Here is a 14,702-nt window from a genome sequence, read left to right as displayed (position 1 = left end):
GCGTTACAGGTTCTCCTGAAAAAACTGCTCCATTGCCCTCCGGCTGGCCTCCTCATCGCCCCCCTCAATGGTGACGGTGACCTGCTCCCCCTGCCGGACCCCCATGCTCATCAGGTTCATCAGCTCGACGGCGGAGACGGATCTGTCCCCTCTTCGGATGGTGACGGTGCTGTCCAGGGCTCTGGCCGCCCGGACCAGCAGGCCGGCGGGCCGGGCATGGAGACCGATGGGGTCGGTAATCGTATAGGTAAACTGCTGCATAACAAACGCTCCTCTGCTCGGTATTGCAACTCCGCCCCAGCGGGCGGAAGAGACGGGTTCACTCCCCGGCTCCGGACAGCTCCTCCAGGGTGGGCATGGCTGGAATGGCCCCCGGCCGGGTGCAGGTGAGGGCGGCGGCCCGGTTTGAGAAGTCCAGCGCCTCCTCCAGCTCGGAGACGGTGAGCCCCTCCAGGGGGGAGTCCCCCCGGCGGGTCAGCCGGTAGAGCAGGGCGCCCAGGAAGGTGTCCCCCGCCCCGTTGGTGTCCACCGCCTCCACATCCACGCCGGGCACCAGGCCGGTGCGGCCCCTCCAGCGGTAGAAGGCCCCCCGGTCCCCCAGGGTGACCACCACCAGGCGGATGCCCATGTCCTCCAGAATCTGGCTGCCCCGCTCCAGGTCCTCCGACCCGGTGAGCAGGGGGAGCTCCTCCTGGGACATCTTTACCAGGCCGGCCAGGGGCAGGGGGATCTGGAGCCACTGCATGGCCTCCTCCCTCCCCCGCCACAGGCTGGGCCGGTAGTTGGGATCGTAGCTCACCAGCTTGCCCGTCTTGTGGGCCCGCCGGGCGGCAAAGATGGTGGCCGAGCGGGACATGCCCGCGGTGAGGCTCACAGAGCCGAAGTGGAGCACTTTACTCCGGTCCACCCAGCCCTCGTCGATCTCGTCCGGGGACAGGTTGGTGTCCGCCCCCCGCATGAAGCGGAAAGACCGCTCCCCGCCTGGGGAGACGGAGACCACCGCCAAAGAGGTGGGGGAGCGGTCGGTGTGCAGGCCGGTGACGTCCACCCCGTGCTCCGCCAGCACCCGCCGCAGATAACTGCCGAACTCGTCCTGGCCGGTCTTGCCCACAAAGGCGGTGGAGGCCCCCAGCTTGGCGGCGGCCACTGCCACGTTGGCAGGCGCCCCGCCGGGGTAGGCGGCAAACAGGGGGACCCCCTGTTCGCTGCACCCCGTCTGGGTCAGGTCAATGAGTACTTCTCCAATGGTGGTGATGTCCAGCATAGCGGCATCACGCCCCCTTACTTTCAAAATAAACGCGCATCTGTGCGGGTCGGGAGTTCAAGAAAATCATAGCACAACTTTTCCAATCCGGCAACGGGTCTTCCGGGAAGTTTTGGGAAATGTGCCCAGCCGGGGTCACAGGATGTGGAACGCCACGATCAGTCCGGAAAATACAATGGACACGGTGGACACCAGCTTGATGAGGATGTTCAGCGAGGGGCCGGAGGTGTCCTTGAAGGGGTCCCCCACCGTGTCCCCCACCACGGCGGCCTTGTGGCAGTCGGAGCCCTTGCCCCCGTGGCGGCCCGCCTCGATGTACTTTTTCGCGTTGTCCCAGGCGCCGCCGGCATTGGACATGAACACCGCCATGGCAAAGCCGGTGACCGACACGCCCCCCAGCAGCCCCACCACGCCCTCGGGCCCCAGAAGCAGGCCGGTGAGGATGGGGACGATGATGGCCAGCAGGGCGGGGACCACCATCTCACGGAGGGCCCCCCGGGTGCACAGGGCCACGCAGGAGGCGTAGTCCGGGTCGGCCTTGTACTCCATGATGCCGGCGATCTCCCGGAACTGGCGGCGCACCTCCACCACAATGGACTGGGCGGCGGTCTGCACCGCGCGCATGGTCAGGGCGGAGAACACGAAGGTGAGCATGGCCCCCAGAAACAGCCCCACCAGGATCAGGGGGTTGGTGAGGGACAGGTCCAGGGCCTCCCCGGACTTCTCCGCGGCGATGTTCACATAGGAGACCAGCAGGGCCAGGGCGGTGAGGGAGGCCGAGCCGATGGCGAAGCCCTTCCCCGTGGCGGCGGTGGTGTTGCCCAGGGTGGACAGCATGCCCACGGCGGAGATGCCGATGCCGTAGAGCCCCCGGTCAAAGGAGGCCCCGCCTCCGGCGGCGTAGAAGCTGATGAGGATGGCAATGGCTACGATGAGAATGGAGGCGATGGTGGACAGCATGCCCAGGGACAGCCCCCCGATGATGACGGTGGCCGAGCCCGTCTCCGCGGCGGCGGCCAGCTTCTGGGTGGGCTTATAGGTGTCCGAGGTGTAGTATTCCGTAAAGTAGCCGATGGCGCATCCCCCGATGAGGCCGCACAGGATGGCGGCGTAGACACCCCAGTTCCCCACCATAAAGTAGGTGAGGGGGGCGGCGGCCAGGGCGGAGAGGACGGCGGCCAAATAGGTGCCGGTGCGCAGGGAGCGCAGCAGGGACTTCTGGCTGGCGTTCTCCTCGGTCTTTACAAAGAAGGTGCCCACAATGGAGCACAGGATTCCGCACACCGCCAGGAGAATGGGGAGGATCATCCCTTCCCAGCCGTATCCGGCGCAGGCTCCCAGGGAGAAGGTGGCCAGGATGGAGCCCACATAGGACTCATACAGGTCGGCCCCCATGCCGGCCACGTCTCCCACGTTGTCCCCCACGTTGTCGGCGATGGTGGCGGGGTTCCGGGGGTCGTCCTCGGGGATGCCGGCCTCCACCTTGCCCACCAGGTCGGCCCCCACGTCGGCGGCTTTGGTATAGATGCCTCCGCCCACCCGGGCGAACAGGGCCATAAAGGAGGCCCCCATGCCGTTCATCACCATAATATTGCCCAGGGTCATGGGGTCGTCAATCCCCGCGGCGGCCCGCAGGAAGAAGAACCACAGGGAGATGTCCAGCATCCCCAGCCCCACCACCGTGAAGCCCATCACCGAGCCGGAGGAGAAGGCCACCCGCAGGCCGTGGTTCAGGCTCTCGCTGGCCGCCTGGGCGGTGCGGGCGTTGGCGCTGGTGGCGATCTTCATGCCCACCAGGCCGGAGAGCATGGACCACACCCCCCCGGTGAGGAAGGCAAAGGGGGTGAATTGGGAGAGCATCTCCCCGCCCGTGCCGAAGGCCATGAGCAGCAGTAGGACAAAGACCACCAGAAACACCTTGGCCACCGTGGCATACTGGTGCTTCAGGTAGGCGTCCGCGCCGGAGCGGATGGCGGCGGCTATCTTCCGCATGGCCTCGCTGCCCTCGGAGTAGGACAGCACCCGGCGGCTCTGGACCCAGGCAAACAGGATCGCAGCCGCAGCCCCCAGAAATCCAACCAAATACAGCTGTTCCATGTGATACACTCCCCTCGGATTCCGCGCCTCCGGCGGGCGGAGCGCTGTCCGTCCCGCCTGCGCGGCGGCTGGTTCCATTTTACCATATCTGAACAAAAAGAGGAAGTATATCGCCTGTCATTTTGTCGCATTGAACAAATCAAAAGGCGCCCCGCCGCTGAATCTGCGGCGGGGCGCGAAGATGCGCGGGGTCAGCTGCGGCTCCAGGTCCGGCGGCTGAACAGCACCAGAATGGGGAAGAGCTCCAGACGGCCGGCGATCATGGTCACCGACAGCACCACCTTGGACAGGGGGGAGAACTCCGCGAAGCTGCCCACCGGGCCGATCTCCTGAAGGCCGGGGCCCACGTTGCTCAGGCAGGTGAGGGCGGCGGAGAAGGAGACGGAGAAGGACACGTCGTCCAGAGAGACGATGAGCCCCGCCCCCAGCAGGATCAACACATAACAGCCGATAAAGGTCAGAACCGACCGCAGGGTGTTCTCATCCACCACCTTGCCCTCCAGCCGGACCACCTCCACCGAGCGGGGGTGGGCGATCTGGTGGATCTCCCGGCGGATGGTGCGCAGCAGGATGAGCATGCGGGAGCACTTGACGCCGCCGCCGGTGGAGCCGGCACAGGCCCCGCAGAACATGAGCAGGATCAGGATATACTGGGATGTCTGGGGCCAGAGCACATAGTCCGCTGTGGCAAAGCCGGTGGTGGAGATGATGGAGGCCACCTGGAAGAAGGAGTAGCGCAGGCTCTGCAGAATGCTGCCGTACTGGGGCAGGATGTCCACCGCGATGGCTACGGTGGCCAGGGCCACCACCACCAGGAAGAAGCGCAGCTCGTCGCTCTTCAGGGCCTCCCAGATCCGGCGCTGAAGCACCAGGAAGTACAGGGCGAAGTTGATGGAGAACAGCAGACAGAACACCCCGATGATCAGGTCGATCACCGCGCTGTCATAGGCCCCCACGCTGGCCGCCCGGTTGGAGAAGCCGCCGGTGCCGGCGGTGGAGAAGGCGTGGACCAGGGCGTCGTAGAAGGGCATCCCCGCCAGCTTCAGCAGCGCCACCTCCACCGCCGTCATGACGCAGTAGATGCTGTACAGGATCTTGGAGGTCTGGGACTGCTTGGGCACCAGCTTGGAGAACACCGGTCCCGGGCTCTCCGCCTGGGCCAGGTAGTGGGAGCGCACCCCCATGGAGGGGAGCAGCGCCGTGGCCAGCACCAGAATGCCCATGCCCCCCAGCCAGTGGGTGAAGGCCCGCCACAGGAGGATGCCCTTGGGCAGGGACTCGATGTCGGTGAGGATGGTGGCCCCGGTGGTGGTGAAGCCCGAGCTGGCCTCAAAGATACAGTCCCAAATGGTGTTGAAGCCCCCGCCTCCGTTGAAGAAGAAGGGGAGCCCCCCGGCCACGCCGGTAAACAGCCAGATGAGGCCCACAGTGGCAAAGCCCTCCCGCAGGAAAAAGGAGCTGTGTGTGGGCAGAAAGGACAGGGGCAGGCTGACGCACAGAATGATTGCAATACTCCAGAGGAATGGGGCGATGTCCTCTCCGTAGAGCAGGGCGCAGGCCAGCGGCAGCGCCATCGAGGCGGCCACCACCAGCTCCACCCGTCCCAAAACCTTCAGAACCAGCTTGATATTCATAGCAAAAACACCACGATATGCTTTAAGTATGCCGCCACACAGCGCGGCTGAACAGGACCAGAATGGGGAAAATCTCCAGACGCCCGGTCACCATACACAGGGACATGGTGACTTTGGACAGGGGCGAGAGGAGGGAAAAGTTTCCGGTGGGCCCCACCAGCTCCAGCCCCGGCCCCACATTGCTCAGGCTGGCCAGGGCGGAGGAGAAGGAGATGGAAAAGGAGTATCCGTCCAGAGAGATGATCAGCCCGGCGGCCAGCAGAATCAGCATATAGCACCCCAGGAAGACCAGCGTCCCCCGGATGGTGGAGCTCTCCACCACCCGGCCGTCCATTTTGATGACCTCCACGCACCGGGGATGGGCGATGCGCCGCACCTCCCGGCGGAGAATCCGCAGGAGGATGAGCACCCGGGCGCACTTGATGCCGCCGCCGGTGGAACTGGAGCAGGAGCCGCAGAACATGAGCAGCACCAGCACCATCTGGGAGAAGTGGGGCCACAGGGCGTAGTCCTCGGTGAAAAAGCCGCTGGTGGAGATGACGGAGGTCACATGGAAGAAGGCGTACCGCAGGGACTCCAGCGCCCCCTGGTGGTAGACCGGGTCCAGATCCCAGGCGATGAGCACGGTGGCCAGTGCCACCACCGCCAGAAAGAAGCGCAGCTCCTCGCTCCTCCAGATCTCTCGGAACCGGCGGCGCAGGGCCAGGAAAAATAGCCCGAAGTTCAGGGAAAACAGCAGGGTGGCCGTGGCCACGATCAGGTCCACCCCCGGCAGGGGGTAGGCGGCAAAGCTGGCGTTCCTGCTGGAGAAGCCGCCGGTGCCGGCGATGGAGAAGGCGTGGACCGCCGCGTCGTACAGGGGCATGCCCGCCCCCCACAGCAGGGCGATGACCGCCAGGGTCATCGCGCAGTAGATGCCGTAGAGGATCTTGGAGGTCTTGGCCTGCTTGGGCACCAGCTTGACCACCATGGGCCCCGGCGTCTCCGCCCGTGTCAGGTACTGGGAGCGGGCCCCCAGGGATGGGAACACCGCCGTGGCCAGCACCAGCACTCCCATGCCCCCCAGCCAGTGGGTGAAGCACCGCCAGAACTGAATGCCCCGGGGCAGGATCTCAATATCGGGCAGAATGGTGGCCCCGGTGGTGGTAAAGCCGGAGCTGGCCTCAAAGAGGCAGTCCACAAAGGAGGCAAAGCACCCGGAGAACCAGAAGGGCAGGCTTCCGAACAGGCAGGTGACCACCCAGATGAGGCCCACGATCACAAATCCCTCTCTCTGGAAAAACACCGGCCGGGCAGGCATCCGGGCCAGGGGGGCGCAGATGCACAGGATCAGCCCCATGGTGAGGACAAAGGGCCAGGGGCTCTCGCCGTAAAACAGGGCCACCGCCAGCGGGAGGAGAAGCGAGGCGGCGACCATCAGCTCCACGCGCCCCACCAGCTTGAAGACAAAACGCAGGTTCATCCCCGTCCGTTGAGGGAGGCCGCAGAGGGCATGGGGATCTCCTCCTCATAAATATCGTTCAGATCCAGAATGCGCCAGCCCCGGGAGATGAGGATCACCGAATCCCCCTCCTGGATGTAGGAGGAGCCCTCGGGAATGATGATCTCCCGGCCGCGCATGATGACCGCCAGCAGGATCCCGTTTTTCAGGTGGAGGTCCTTCAGAGGGGTCCTCAGGTGGCGGGTGGTGTCCCGGACGGTGAACTCCATGGCCTCGGCGGAGCCGTCGGCAATGCGGTAGAAGGTGTTCATCACGCTGCCCTGGGAGTTCTGCATCCCCCGGACCACCTGGAGGATCTGGGCGGCGGTGATCAGCTTGGGGGAGATGACGCTGTCCAGCCCCACCGCCCGGGCGATGCCCGCGTAGTTCTGGCGGTTGGACTTGGCCACCACCTTCTGCACCCCCTGCTGCATGGCGTACAGGGAGATGATCAGGTTGTCCTCATCCCGGTCGGTGAGGGCCACAAAGGCGTCGGCGGCGGACATCCGCTCCGACTCCAGCAGCTCCTGGTCGGTGCCGTCGCCGCAGATGACGGTGGTGTGGGGGAAGGTCTCGCTGATGTGGCGGCAGCGCTCCTCGCTGATCTCCACGATCTTCACCCGCATGCGCATCTTCTCCAGGATGGCGGCCAGATAGAGGGACACCTTGCCCCCGCCGGCGATGAACACGTCCTTCACCTTGGGGGTGTAGCGGCCCAACAGGCGGAAAAACTGGTCCAGGCTGGCGGGGCGGCCCACCAGATAGAGCTTATCCCCCACCTGGGGCACAAAGGAGCCGTTGGGGATGGTGACCTCGCCCTCCCGGTCCACGGCGCAGAACAGCAGGGAGAGCCGCTTGACCTGGTCGGACAGGTCGTACAGGGGCTTCCCCGCCATAAAATCCCCCTCCTGGATGCGGAAGCCCATGAGCTCCACCCGCCCCCGGCAGAAGGTCTCGATGTTGGCGGCGGAGGGGAACCGGAGCAGCCGGGAGATCTCAATGGCGGTGGCGTTCTCCGGATTGATGATCATGTCGATGCCCAGGTCCTTTTTCAGGTCGTTGAGCCCCATGCTGTACTCCGGGTTGCGGATGCGGGCGATGGTAAACTTGGCCCCCATGTGCTTGGCGGTGAGGCAGCACACCATGTTCACCTCGTCGGAGTTGGTGGCGGCCACCAGCAGGTCGGCCTCGGCGGCCCCCGCGTCGGCCAGGGTGGCGGCGGACACGCCGTTGCCCCGGATGCTCATAATGTCCAGGGCGTCCGAGGCCCGGCGCAGGCTGTCCTCCCGCATATCCACGATGGTGACGTCGTACTTCTCCTTCACCAGCTGTTCAGCCAGAGAGAAGCCCACCTTTCCGTTGCCCACGATGACGACCTTCAGGGACTGCTTCTCCTTCTCTTTTTCCTTCATGGCATTGCCCGCCCCCCAGGGGCGGCCCTCCCTCTGCATGTTAATGTGATTCTTGCGGCCGGATGCGGTTTGGCGGATGCGGTCTTCCTCCGAAGGGGCCGCCTTCCCCCCTCAGATGGTCCACTGGCTGTGGATCAGCCCCACCAGATACCAGCCGGACTGGGTGGGTGCGAACACGATCTTCAGCGAGCACCAGTCCAGCCCCTCATAGGCCGGGTCCAGACTGGGGTAGCACAGGTCCACAAACCGGCAGTCCGGATAGGCCTCCTTTAAATTCTCTAGGGAATTCCCGCTCATGACGATCTCGTCCACCCCCACGGAGGTGGCCTGGGTGTAGTCCACGGAGAAGATAAACTCCTCTAAAAACTGCGCGATGGTCCGCTGGATCGGCTCTCCCCGGCCGTCCTCATACCCCCACAGGTAGCGGGTGTCGTCCTGGGCCAGCTCCCGGATCTGATCGGCGGAAAAGTTCTGGTCGGTCTCCAGATTCACCGTGGAATAGGCGGTAAAGGTGACCCCCCGCTCCGGATGGACATAGCCGGCCAGCGCCTCGTAGTCCTTATACTTCAAGGCCTCCGCCACGCCGGCGGCGGAGCGCAGCAGGGCGGCGGTGTCCTTGGAAGTGAAGGTGGGAACCTCTCCCCCGTCCTCCCCCTCGCTCCCCTGAACGGAGAGGACCGGAGCGGTGTCCGGCGGCCGGCTGGACATGGGGAACAGGCACAGCAGGCCCAGCAGAAAACCGAAGAGAAACAGGATCAGCGGCACTGCGGCGCGCTTCATGGCGGGACACCTCCTTCACAGAGCGTTCTTGCGCGGCCCACAGGCGTTTTTCTCCCGCAGGCGGCACTTCCGCATGATACAGTCGGTATTATAGAAGGTCTATGGAGAAAAAGCAAGACGGGGAGAAAAATTCTCCGTCCGCCCCGCTCCGCCCGCTGATTTTTTCAAAATTTCCTTGACAGTAAGTTGGGACACTGATATAATTTTAGAGCCGCTTTGAGCAGGGTAATTTGCAAAGTGAGATCTCTCTCCTCCTGCGAGAGCGAGCCCGTAATAAAGGAGTTGAATGACATGCAGGCAATCATCGTTACCGGCGGCAAGCAGTACAAGGTGGCGGAGGGCGACACTCTGTTCATCGAGAAGCTGGAGGCCGAGGCCGGCCAGGAGATCGTGTTCGATCAGGTTCTGGCTGTGCTGGACGGGGACAACGCCACCTTCGGCGCTCCCGCTGTGGAGGGCGCTTCCGTGACCGCCACTGTGGTGAAGAACGGCAAGAGCAAGAAGGTGCGCGTCTTCAAGTACACCCCCAAGAAGGGCTACCGGAAGCGTCAGGGCCACCGCCAGCCCTATACCAAGGTCCAGATCAGCGCCATCAAGGCCTAATCCAATGACCACCGCAGAATTCCACACCGAGGGCCGCCGCATCACCGGATTCACCGTCCGGGGGCACAGCGGCTACGCCCCGGAGGGGGAGGACATCGTCTGTGCCGCCGTCACCAGCGCAGTGCGCCTGGTGGAGTGCGCCGTCAACGACGTGCTGGGGCTGGAGGCCTCCGTCAAGGTGCGGCAGAAGGACGCGTCCATCACATTGAAACTCCCCGCCAATCTGGGACAGACCCACGAGAGCACCTGCCAGACCCTTCTGGCCGCCCTCATGGTCCACTTTGTCCAGCTGGCGGAGGAATATCCCGATCATATTACCGTTTTGGAGGTGTAACACATGCTGAATATCGGTCTGCAGTTTTTCGCCCATAAAAAGGGCGTTGGCTCCACCCGCAACGGCCGCGACTCCGAGTCCAAGCGTCTGGGCGTGAAGCGGGGCGACGGTCAGTTCGTTCTGGCCGGCAACGTCCTGGTCCGGCAGCGCGGCACCCATATCCACCCCGGCGTGAACGTGGGCAAGGGCAGCGACGACACCCTGTTCGCCCTCAAGTCCGGCAAGGTGAAGTTTGAGCGTCTGGGCAAGGACCGCAAGCAGGTTTCCATTGTTGAGATGGAGATCGCCCAGTAATTTGCTGTACAGGAAGCCGCAAACGTATGGACCGTTTGCGGCTTTTTTCTGTGTTCCCGCCCCCGCTGGGGGGCGCCGGCAGGAAGCAAAGGCGCGTTTCAAAAGGAGGTTTTGAGTCATGGAATATCGGAAGTTCCCCCAGGGCTATGTGATGCGCCTGGACCCGGGGGAGGAGATCGTGGAGCAGCTCACCGCCCTGGTGAATCGGGAGAACGTGCGTCTGGGCAGCGTGTCCGCCCTGGGCGCGGCGGGGGATGTGACCATCGGTATTTTCAATACCCGGGAGAAGCAGTACCACTCCCGCCGGTACCAGGGGGACTATGAGATCTCCGCCCTGGTGGGGAATGTGTCCCGGAAGGAGGGGGAACCCTACCTCCATCTGCACATCACCATCGGCAACCCGGTCACCGGCGAGGTCCACGCCGGGCACCTGACCTCCGCCGTCATCAGCGCCACCCTGGAGCTGTTTCTCCAGGTGTGGGACGGGGACGTGGACCGGAGGTTCAGCGATACCGTGGGTCTGAACCTGTTTGAATTTTAATATGTGATTTTTCAGAAAAAGGAGGTGCCCGAAGATGGCAGCACCCTTTGTAGATACCGCCAAGATCACCGTGCGCTCCGGCAACGGGGGCAACGGGGTGGTCTCCTTCCACCGGGAGAAGTACGTGGCGGCCGGCGGCCCCGACGGGGGCGACGGCGGCCGGGGCGGCAACGTGGTGGTGGTGGCCGACGACCACATGTCCACCCTCATGGACTTCCGCTATAAGCGCAAATATGTGGCGGAAAACGGCATGGACGGCTCCGGCAAGCGCTGCACCGGCAAGAACGGGACCGATCTGGTCCTGAAGGTCCCCCGGGGCACCGTCATCCGGGACGCGGAGACCCAGGAGATCATCCAGGACATCTCCGGGGACGAGCCCTTCATCCTCTGTAAGGGCGGCCGGGGGGGCTGGGGCAACCAGCACTTCGCCACCCCCACCCGTCAGGTGCCCCGCTTCGCCAAGGCGGGCTACCCCGGCGAGACCCGGGAGGTCATTCTGGAGCTGAAGCTGCTGGCCGACGTGGGGCTGGTGGGCTTTCCCAACGTGGGCAAGTCCACCCTCCTCAGCGTGGTGAGCCGGGCCCAGCCCAAGATCGCCAACTACCACTTTACCACCCTGTTCCCCAACCTGGGGGTGGTCTATGTGGAGGAGGGGGTCTCCTTCGTCATGGCCGACATCCCCGGCATCATCGAGGGGGCCGCGGATGGTGCCGGCCTGGGCCACGACTTCCTGCGGCACATCGACCGGTGCCGGCTGCTCATCCATGTGGTGGACGTGTCCGGCTCGGAGGGCCGGGACCCGGTTGAGGACTTCGAGGCCATCAACCAGGAGCTGCGGCAGTACTCCCCTGAGCTGGCCTCCCGGAAGATGATCGTCGCCGCCAACAAGGTGGACATCATGCAGGACCCGGAGCTGCTCCAGCGCCTGCGGGAGCACGTCCAGGCCCAGGGGCTGGAGTTCTTTGAGATCTCCGCCGCCGCCCACCAGGGCACCCGGGAGCTGGTGAAGCGCTGCGCCCAGGAGCTCCAGGACCTGCCCCCCGTGGCGGTGTTCGAGCCCACCTATGTGGAGCGCCCCCCGGAGGTGGACACCTCCGGCGAGGTGTCCATCGAGCAGTTCGACGACACCTGGGTGGTGGAGGCCCCCTGGCTCCAGCGCCTCATGGCCAACGTGAACTTCTCCGACTACGAGAGCCGCAGCTGGTTCGACCGGCAGCTGCGCGCCTCCGGACTCTTTGACAAGCTGGAGGCCATGGGCATCCAGGACGGGGACACCGTCTCCCTGTACGACCTGGAGTTTGAATATCAGCGCTGACGCATTTCCGCCCGCCCCACGCCCTGGGGCGGGCGTTTTTTACGCCCCCCAGCGGAGACGGCGTTGCCCTCTCCCCGGCTTTGTGGTACAATAGCGCTATCTTGACACCTGACAAGGAGGGATTTTCATGGATGCTGCCGCCCGCCGGGCCGCCATTTTATCCAGATTGGAACAGAACGACCATCCGGTCAGCGCCGCCGCCCTGGCCCGGGAGTTTGCCGTCAGCCGCCAGATCATCGTGGGGGACGTGGCCCTGCTGCGGGCGGGCGGAGCGGACATCGCCGCCACCCCCCGGGGCTATGTGCTCCCCCGGGACAGCGCCGCCCTGCTGCGCACCGTGGCCTGCGTCCACGACCGGGAGGGGATGGCCCGGGAGCTGGAGATCATGGTGGACCAGGGCTGCCAGGTGGTGGACGTGGTGGTGGAGCACCCCATCTACGGCCAGCTGGCCGGACAGCTCCACCTCTCCTCCCGGTATGATGTACAGGAATTTATCCGCTCAGTCTCGAAAAATCAGGCCAATCTCCTCTCCGACCTCACCGGAGGCATCCACCTGCACACCCTGCGCTGCCCCAGCGAGGAGGCCTTTCAGAGGGTACGGGCCGCCCTGGACGAGGCGGGACTGCTGTGGAAGGGATAAAAGCATTTTGAAAAAATAGGTTGACAGGGCCCGCCGGGCCGTGTATGATGTTGTACACAGGTGTCTTGACACCTGTGTACTATTTTATTTTGCACTGAAACAGGTGGTAGACGTGGAAACAGTTCAAGGATTTCTGCGGCGGAAGAACATTGTGATCTCCGCCAAGCGCTACGGCATCGACGCCCTGGGGGCCATGGCCCAGGGCCTTTTCTGCTCGCTGCTCATCGGGACGATTTTGAACACCCTGGGCAGCCAGTTCGGCATCGGCTTTCTCACCGCTCAGCTCATCACCATCAACGGCGTGGGGTATACTGCTGGGGGGCTGGCCTCCTTTATGAGCGGCCCGGCCATGGCGGTGGCCATCGGCTATGCCCTCCAGGCCCCGCCTCTGGTGCTGTTCTCCCTGGTGACGGTGGGCTACGCCTGCAACGCCCTGGGGGGCGCGGGCGGACCGCTGGCGGTGCTGTTCGTGGCCATCATCGCCGCCGAGGTGGGCAAGGCCGTGTCCAAGGAGACCCGGGTGGACATTCTGGTCACCCCCATCGTCACCATTCTGGCGGGACTGGGGGCCTCCTGGATCATCGCGCCCCCCATCGGCGGGGCGGCCAGCGCCTTCGGTCAGCTCATCATGCGCACCACCGAGCTCCAGCCCTTCTTCATGGGGGTGCTGGTGTCCGTCCTGGTGGGCATCGCCCTCACCCTGCCCATCTCCTCGGCGGCCATCTGCGCCGCTCTGGGTCTCACCGGCCTGGCCGGGGGGGCGGCGGTGGCCGGGTGCTGCGCCAACATGGTGGGCTTCGCGGTGCTGTCCTTCCGGGAGAACCGGTGGGGCGGCCTGGTGAGCCAGGGCATCGGCACCTCCATGCTCCAGATGCCCAACATCGTGAAAAATCCCCGGATCTGGCTCCCCGCCATCCTCACCTCCGCCGTCACCGGCCCCCTGGCCACCTGTGTGTTCCGGCTGGAGATGAACGGGGACCCCATCAACTCGGGCATGGGCACCTGCGGCCTGTGCGGCCAGCTGGGCGTCTGGACGGGCTGGGTGAATCCCAGCGAGACCGCCCTGGCCAACGGGGCGGCCGCCATCGCCCCCAGCGCCTTTGACTGGGCGGGGCTCATCCTGATCTCCTTTGTCCTCCCCGCCGTCCTCACCTGGATCTTTGGGCTGTTCTTCCGGAAGATCGGCTGGATCAAAGAGGGGGACCTGACCCTGCCCCAGTGAGACAATGTGTTGGGCACCAGGCAAAACGTAAAATCTTTTCGGGACATCTTGCTTTTTGGGTCGAATTAAGGTATCCTCTCCGATGTGGACTGACAGCGCAACCTCGGACGACGGAGGGGGATTCCGAATGAAGAAGCGCAATCGTTTCTTGACGCTGTTCTATATGGTGCTCAGCTGCGTATTGTGCAGTATTGCGGTAAACTGGGTGGCCCTGCCCAACGGCTTCGTGGTGACGGGGCTCACCGGACTGTCCATGACGGCAGCCAGCTTTGTGGGGATCAACTACGCCCTGATCTTCTACGGCCTGACCCTGCTGATGCTGCTGTGCACCTTCCTGACCCTGGGGTACAAGGAGGTCTCCAACATCATTTTCCTGTCGGTGCTCTACCCCCTGGTGCTGTGGGTGCTCAACCACGTGCAGGTGGAGATCATTTTGCAGGAGAAGCTCATCGCCGTCATGCTCTTCGGCGTGATCTACGGGGTAGGGGCTGGAATCACCTACCGCCTGGGGTACTCCTACGGGGGGACGGACACCCTGGCCAAGATTTTGAAGAAAAAGGTCTTCCGGGCGGTGGAGCTGAAAAACATCATGCTGACGCTGGAGGGGACCATCATGGTGGTCATGCTGTCCGCCTTCAGCCTGGACGTGGTGGCCTACGCCTTTGTGGGGCAGATCATCTACATCAACTGCATGAACTACATGGTCTTCAACCTGGGGCCCAAGCTCTACGAGGTGGAGATCATCTGCGACCACCCCGCCGAGATCGAGCGGTTCATCATCGACGAGATCCACAAGAGCGCCACCATCGACCAGGTCATCGGCGGCTACTCCAAGGAGCCCAAGACCCAGCTGGACTGCGTGTGCAACTCCCGGGAGTACGTCCAGCTGCGGGAGTTCATGCGGGACCAGGGCTTCGACTGCTTCATCAAGGTCTACCCCCTCACCCATGTGTTCGGCCACAACAAGGACTTCCACCGGCTGGACGACGAGAATTTGGAATAATACATACAACAAAATCCCGCGGCAAATGCCGCGGGATTTTAGGCTGTCGAAAAAGTGGCAGAGCCACTTTTTCGAGTTAGGTT

15 protein-coding genes are annotated in these 14,702 nt (G+C 64.1%); 8 read left to right on the top strand and 7 right to left on the bottom strand.

Features of this window, described 5'->3' with window-relative positions; genetic code table 11:
- Positions 1 to 3: 3 nt before the first annotated feature.
- The 7 genes from B5F19_RS07165 to B5F19_RS07135 all read right to left on the bottom strand — a co-directional run bounded on the left by B5F19_RS07165 (position 4) and on the right by B5F19_RS07135 (position 8,667).
- Entirely contained in the window at positions 4 to 261 is a 258-nt protein-coding gene (locus tag B5F19_RS07165) for an HPr family phosphocarrier protein (protein ID WP_087289376.1), read from the bottom strand.
- Positions 262 to 319: 58 nt separating this feature from the next.
- Positions 320 to 1,264, bottom strand: a complete 945-nt coding sequence (locus B5F19_RS07160; RefSeq protein ID WP_191342326.1) for a carbohydrate kinase — start codon at positions 1,262 to 1,264, stop codon at positions 320 to 322.
- Positions 1,265 to 1,399: 135 nt separating this feature from the next.
- The gene (locus B5F19_RS07155; RefSeq protein WP_087289375.1) at positions 1,400 to 3,361 is read right to left on the bottom strand and encodes a sodium/proton-translocating pyrophosphatase; all 1,962 of its coding nucleotides are present in this window, start codon (positions 3,359 to 3,361) and stop codon (positions 1,400 to 1,402) included.
- A 191-nt stretch (positions 3,362 to 3,552) separates the two neighbouring features.
- On the bottom strand, positions 3,553 to 4,995 hold the full coding sequence (locus tag B5F19_RS07150) for a TrkH family potassium uptake protein (RefSeq protein WP_087289373.1): 1,443 nt from the start codon (positions 4,993 to 4,995) through the stop codon (positions 3,553 to 3,555).
- Positions 4,996 to 5,017: 22 nt separating this feature from the next.
- Positions 5,018 to 6,457 carry a TrkH family potassium uptake protein gene (locus B5F19_RS07145; RefSeq protein WP_087289371.1) on the bottom strand — a complete coding sequence of 480 codons (1,440 nt, stop codon included), beginning with the start codon at positions 6,455 to 6,457 and terminating at the stop codon, positions 5,018 to 5,020.
- Complete coding sequence (gene trkA, locus B5F19_RS07140) at positions 6,454 to 7,887, bottom strand: Trk system potassium transporter TrkA (RefSeq protein WP_242972723.1); 1,434 nt, start codon at positions 7,885 to 7,887, stop codon at positions 6,454 to 6,456. The genes B5F19_RS07145 and trkA overlap by 4 nt, the downstream gene beginning before the upstream one ends.
- A gap of 111 nt (positions 7,888 to 7,998) precedes the next feature.
- Positions 7,999 to 8,667 (bottom strand): hypothetical protein, encoded by a 669-nt coding sequence (locus B5F19_RS07135; RefSeq protein WP_087289369.1) that lies wholly within the window; start codon positions 8,665 to 8,667, stop codon positions 7,999 to 8,001.
- Positions 8,668 to 8,958: 291 nt separating this feature from the next.
- On the opposite strand from B5F19_RS07135, the gene rplU reads away from it, so the two are divergent.
- The 8 genes from rplU to B5F19_RS07095 all read left to right on the top strand — a co-directional run bounded on the left by rplU (position 8,959) and on the right by B5F19_RS07095 (position 14,619).
- Positions 8,959 to 9,270 (top strand): 50S ribosomal protein L21, encoded by a 312-nt coding sequence (gene rplU / locus B5F19_RS07130; protein ID WP_087289367.1) that lies wholly within the window; start codon positions 8,959 to 8,961, stop codon positions 9,268 to 9,270.
- Positions 9,271 to 9,274: 4 nt separating this feature from the next.
- Entirely contained in the window at positions 9,275 to 9,604 is a 330-nt protein-coding gene (locus B5F19_RS07125; RefSeq protein ID WP_087289365.1) for a ribosomal-processing cysteine protease Prp, read from the top strand.
- Positions 9,605 to 9,607: 3 nt separating this feature from the next.
- Entirely contained in the window at positions 9,608 to 9,898 is a 291-nt protein-coding gene (gene rpmA, locus B5F19_RS07120) for a 50S ribosomal protein L27 (protein ID WP_087289364.1), read from the top strand.
- A gap of 118 nt (positions 9,899 to 10,016) precedes the next feature.
- Positions 10,017 to 10,439 (top strand): PPC domain-containing DNA-binding protein, encoded by a 423-nt coding sequence (locus B5F19_RS07115; protein WP_087289362.1) that lies wholly within the window; start codon positions 10,017 to 10,019, stop codon positions 10,437 to 10,439.
- A gap of 34 nt (positions 10,440 to 10,473) precedes the next feature.
- A complete protein-coding gene (gene obgE, locus B5F19_RS07110) occupies positions 10,474 to 11,754 on the top strand; it encodes a GTPase ObgE (protein WP_087289360.1) in 1,281 nt (426 codons plus the stop codon).
- 127 nt (positions 11,755 to 11,881) lie between these two features.
- On the top strand, positions 11,882 to 12,394 hold the full coding sequence (locus B5F19_RS07105) for a transcription repressor NadR (protein WP_204248302.1): 513 nt from the start codon (positions 11,882 to 11,884) through the stop codon (positions 12,392 to 12,394).
- Positions 12,395 to 12,506: 112 nt separating this feature from the next.
- Positions 12,507 to 13,616 (top strand): PTS sugar transporter subunit IIC, encoded by a 1,110-nt coding sequence (locus tag B5F19_RS07100; protein WP_087289356.1) that lies wholly within the window; start codon positions 12,507 to 12,509, stop codon positions 13,614 to 13,616.
- Between the two features lie 127 nt (positions 13,617 to 13,743).
- Complete coding sequence (locus B5F19_RS07095) at positions 13,744 to 14,619, top strand: YitT family protein (RefSeq protein ID WP_242972722.1); 876 nt, start codon at positions 13,744 to 13,746, stop codon at positions 14,617 to 14,619.
- Positions 14,620 to 14,702 lie beyond the last annotated feature (83 nt).

The organism is Pseudoflavonifractor sp. An184 (assembly GCF_002160305.1).
Classification (GTDB): domain Bacteria; phylum Bacillota; class Clostridia; order Oscillospirales; family Oscillospiraceae; genus Lawsonibacter; species Lawsonibacter pullicola.
Note: the sequence above shows the minus strand (reverse complement) of the source record. Positions and strands in the feature narration are given on the sequence as shown.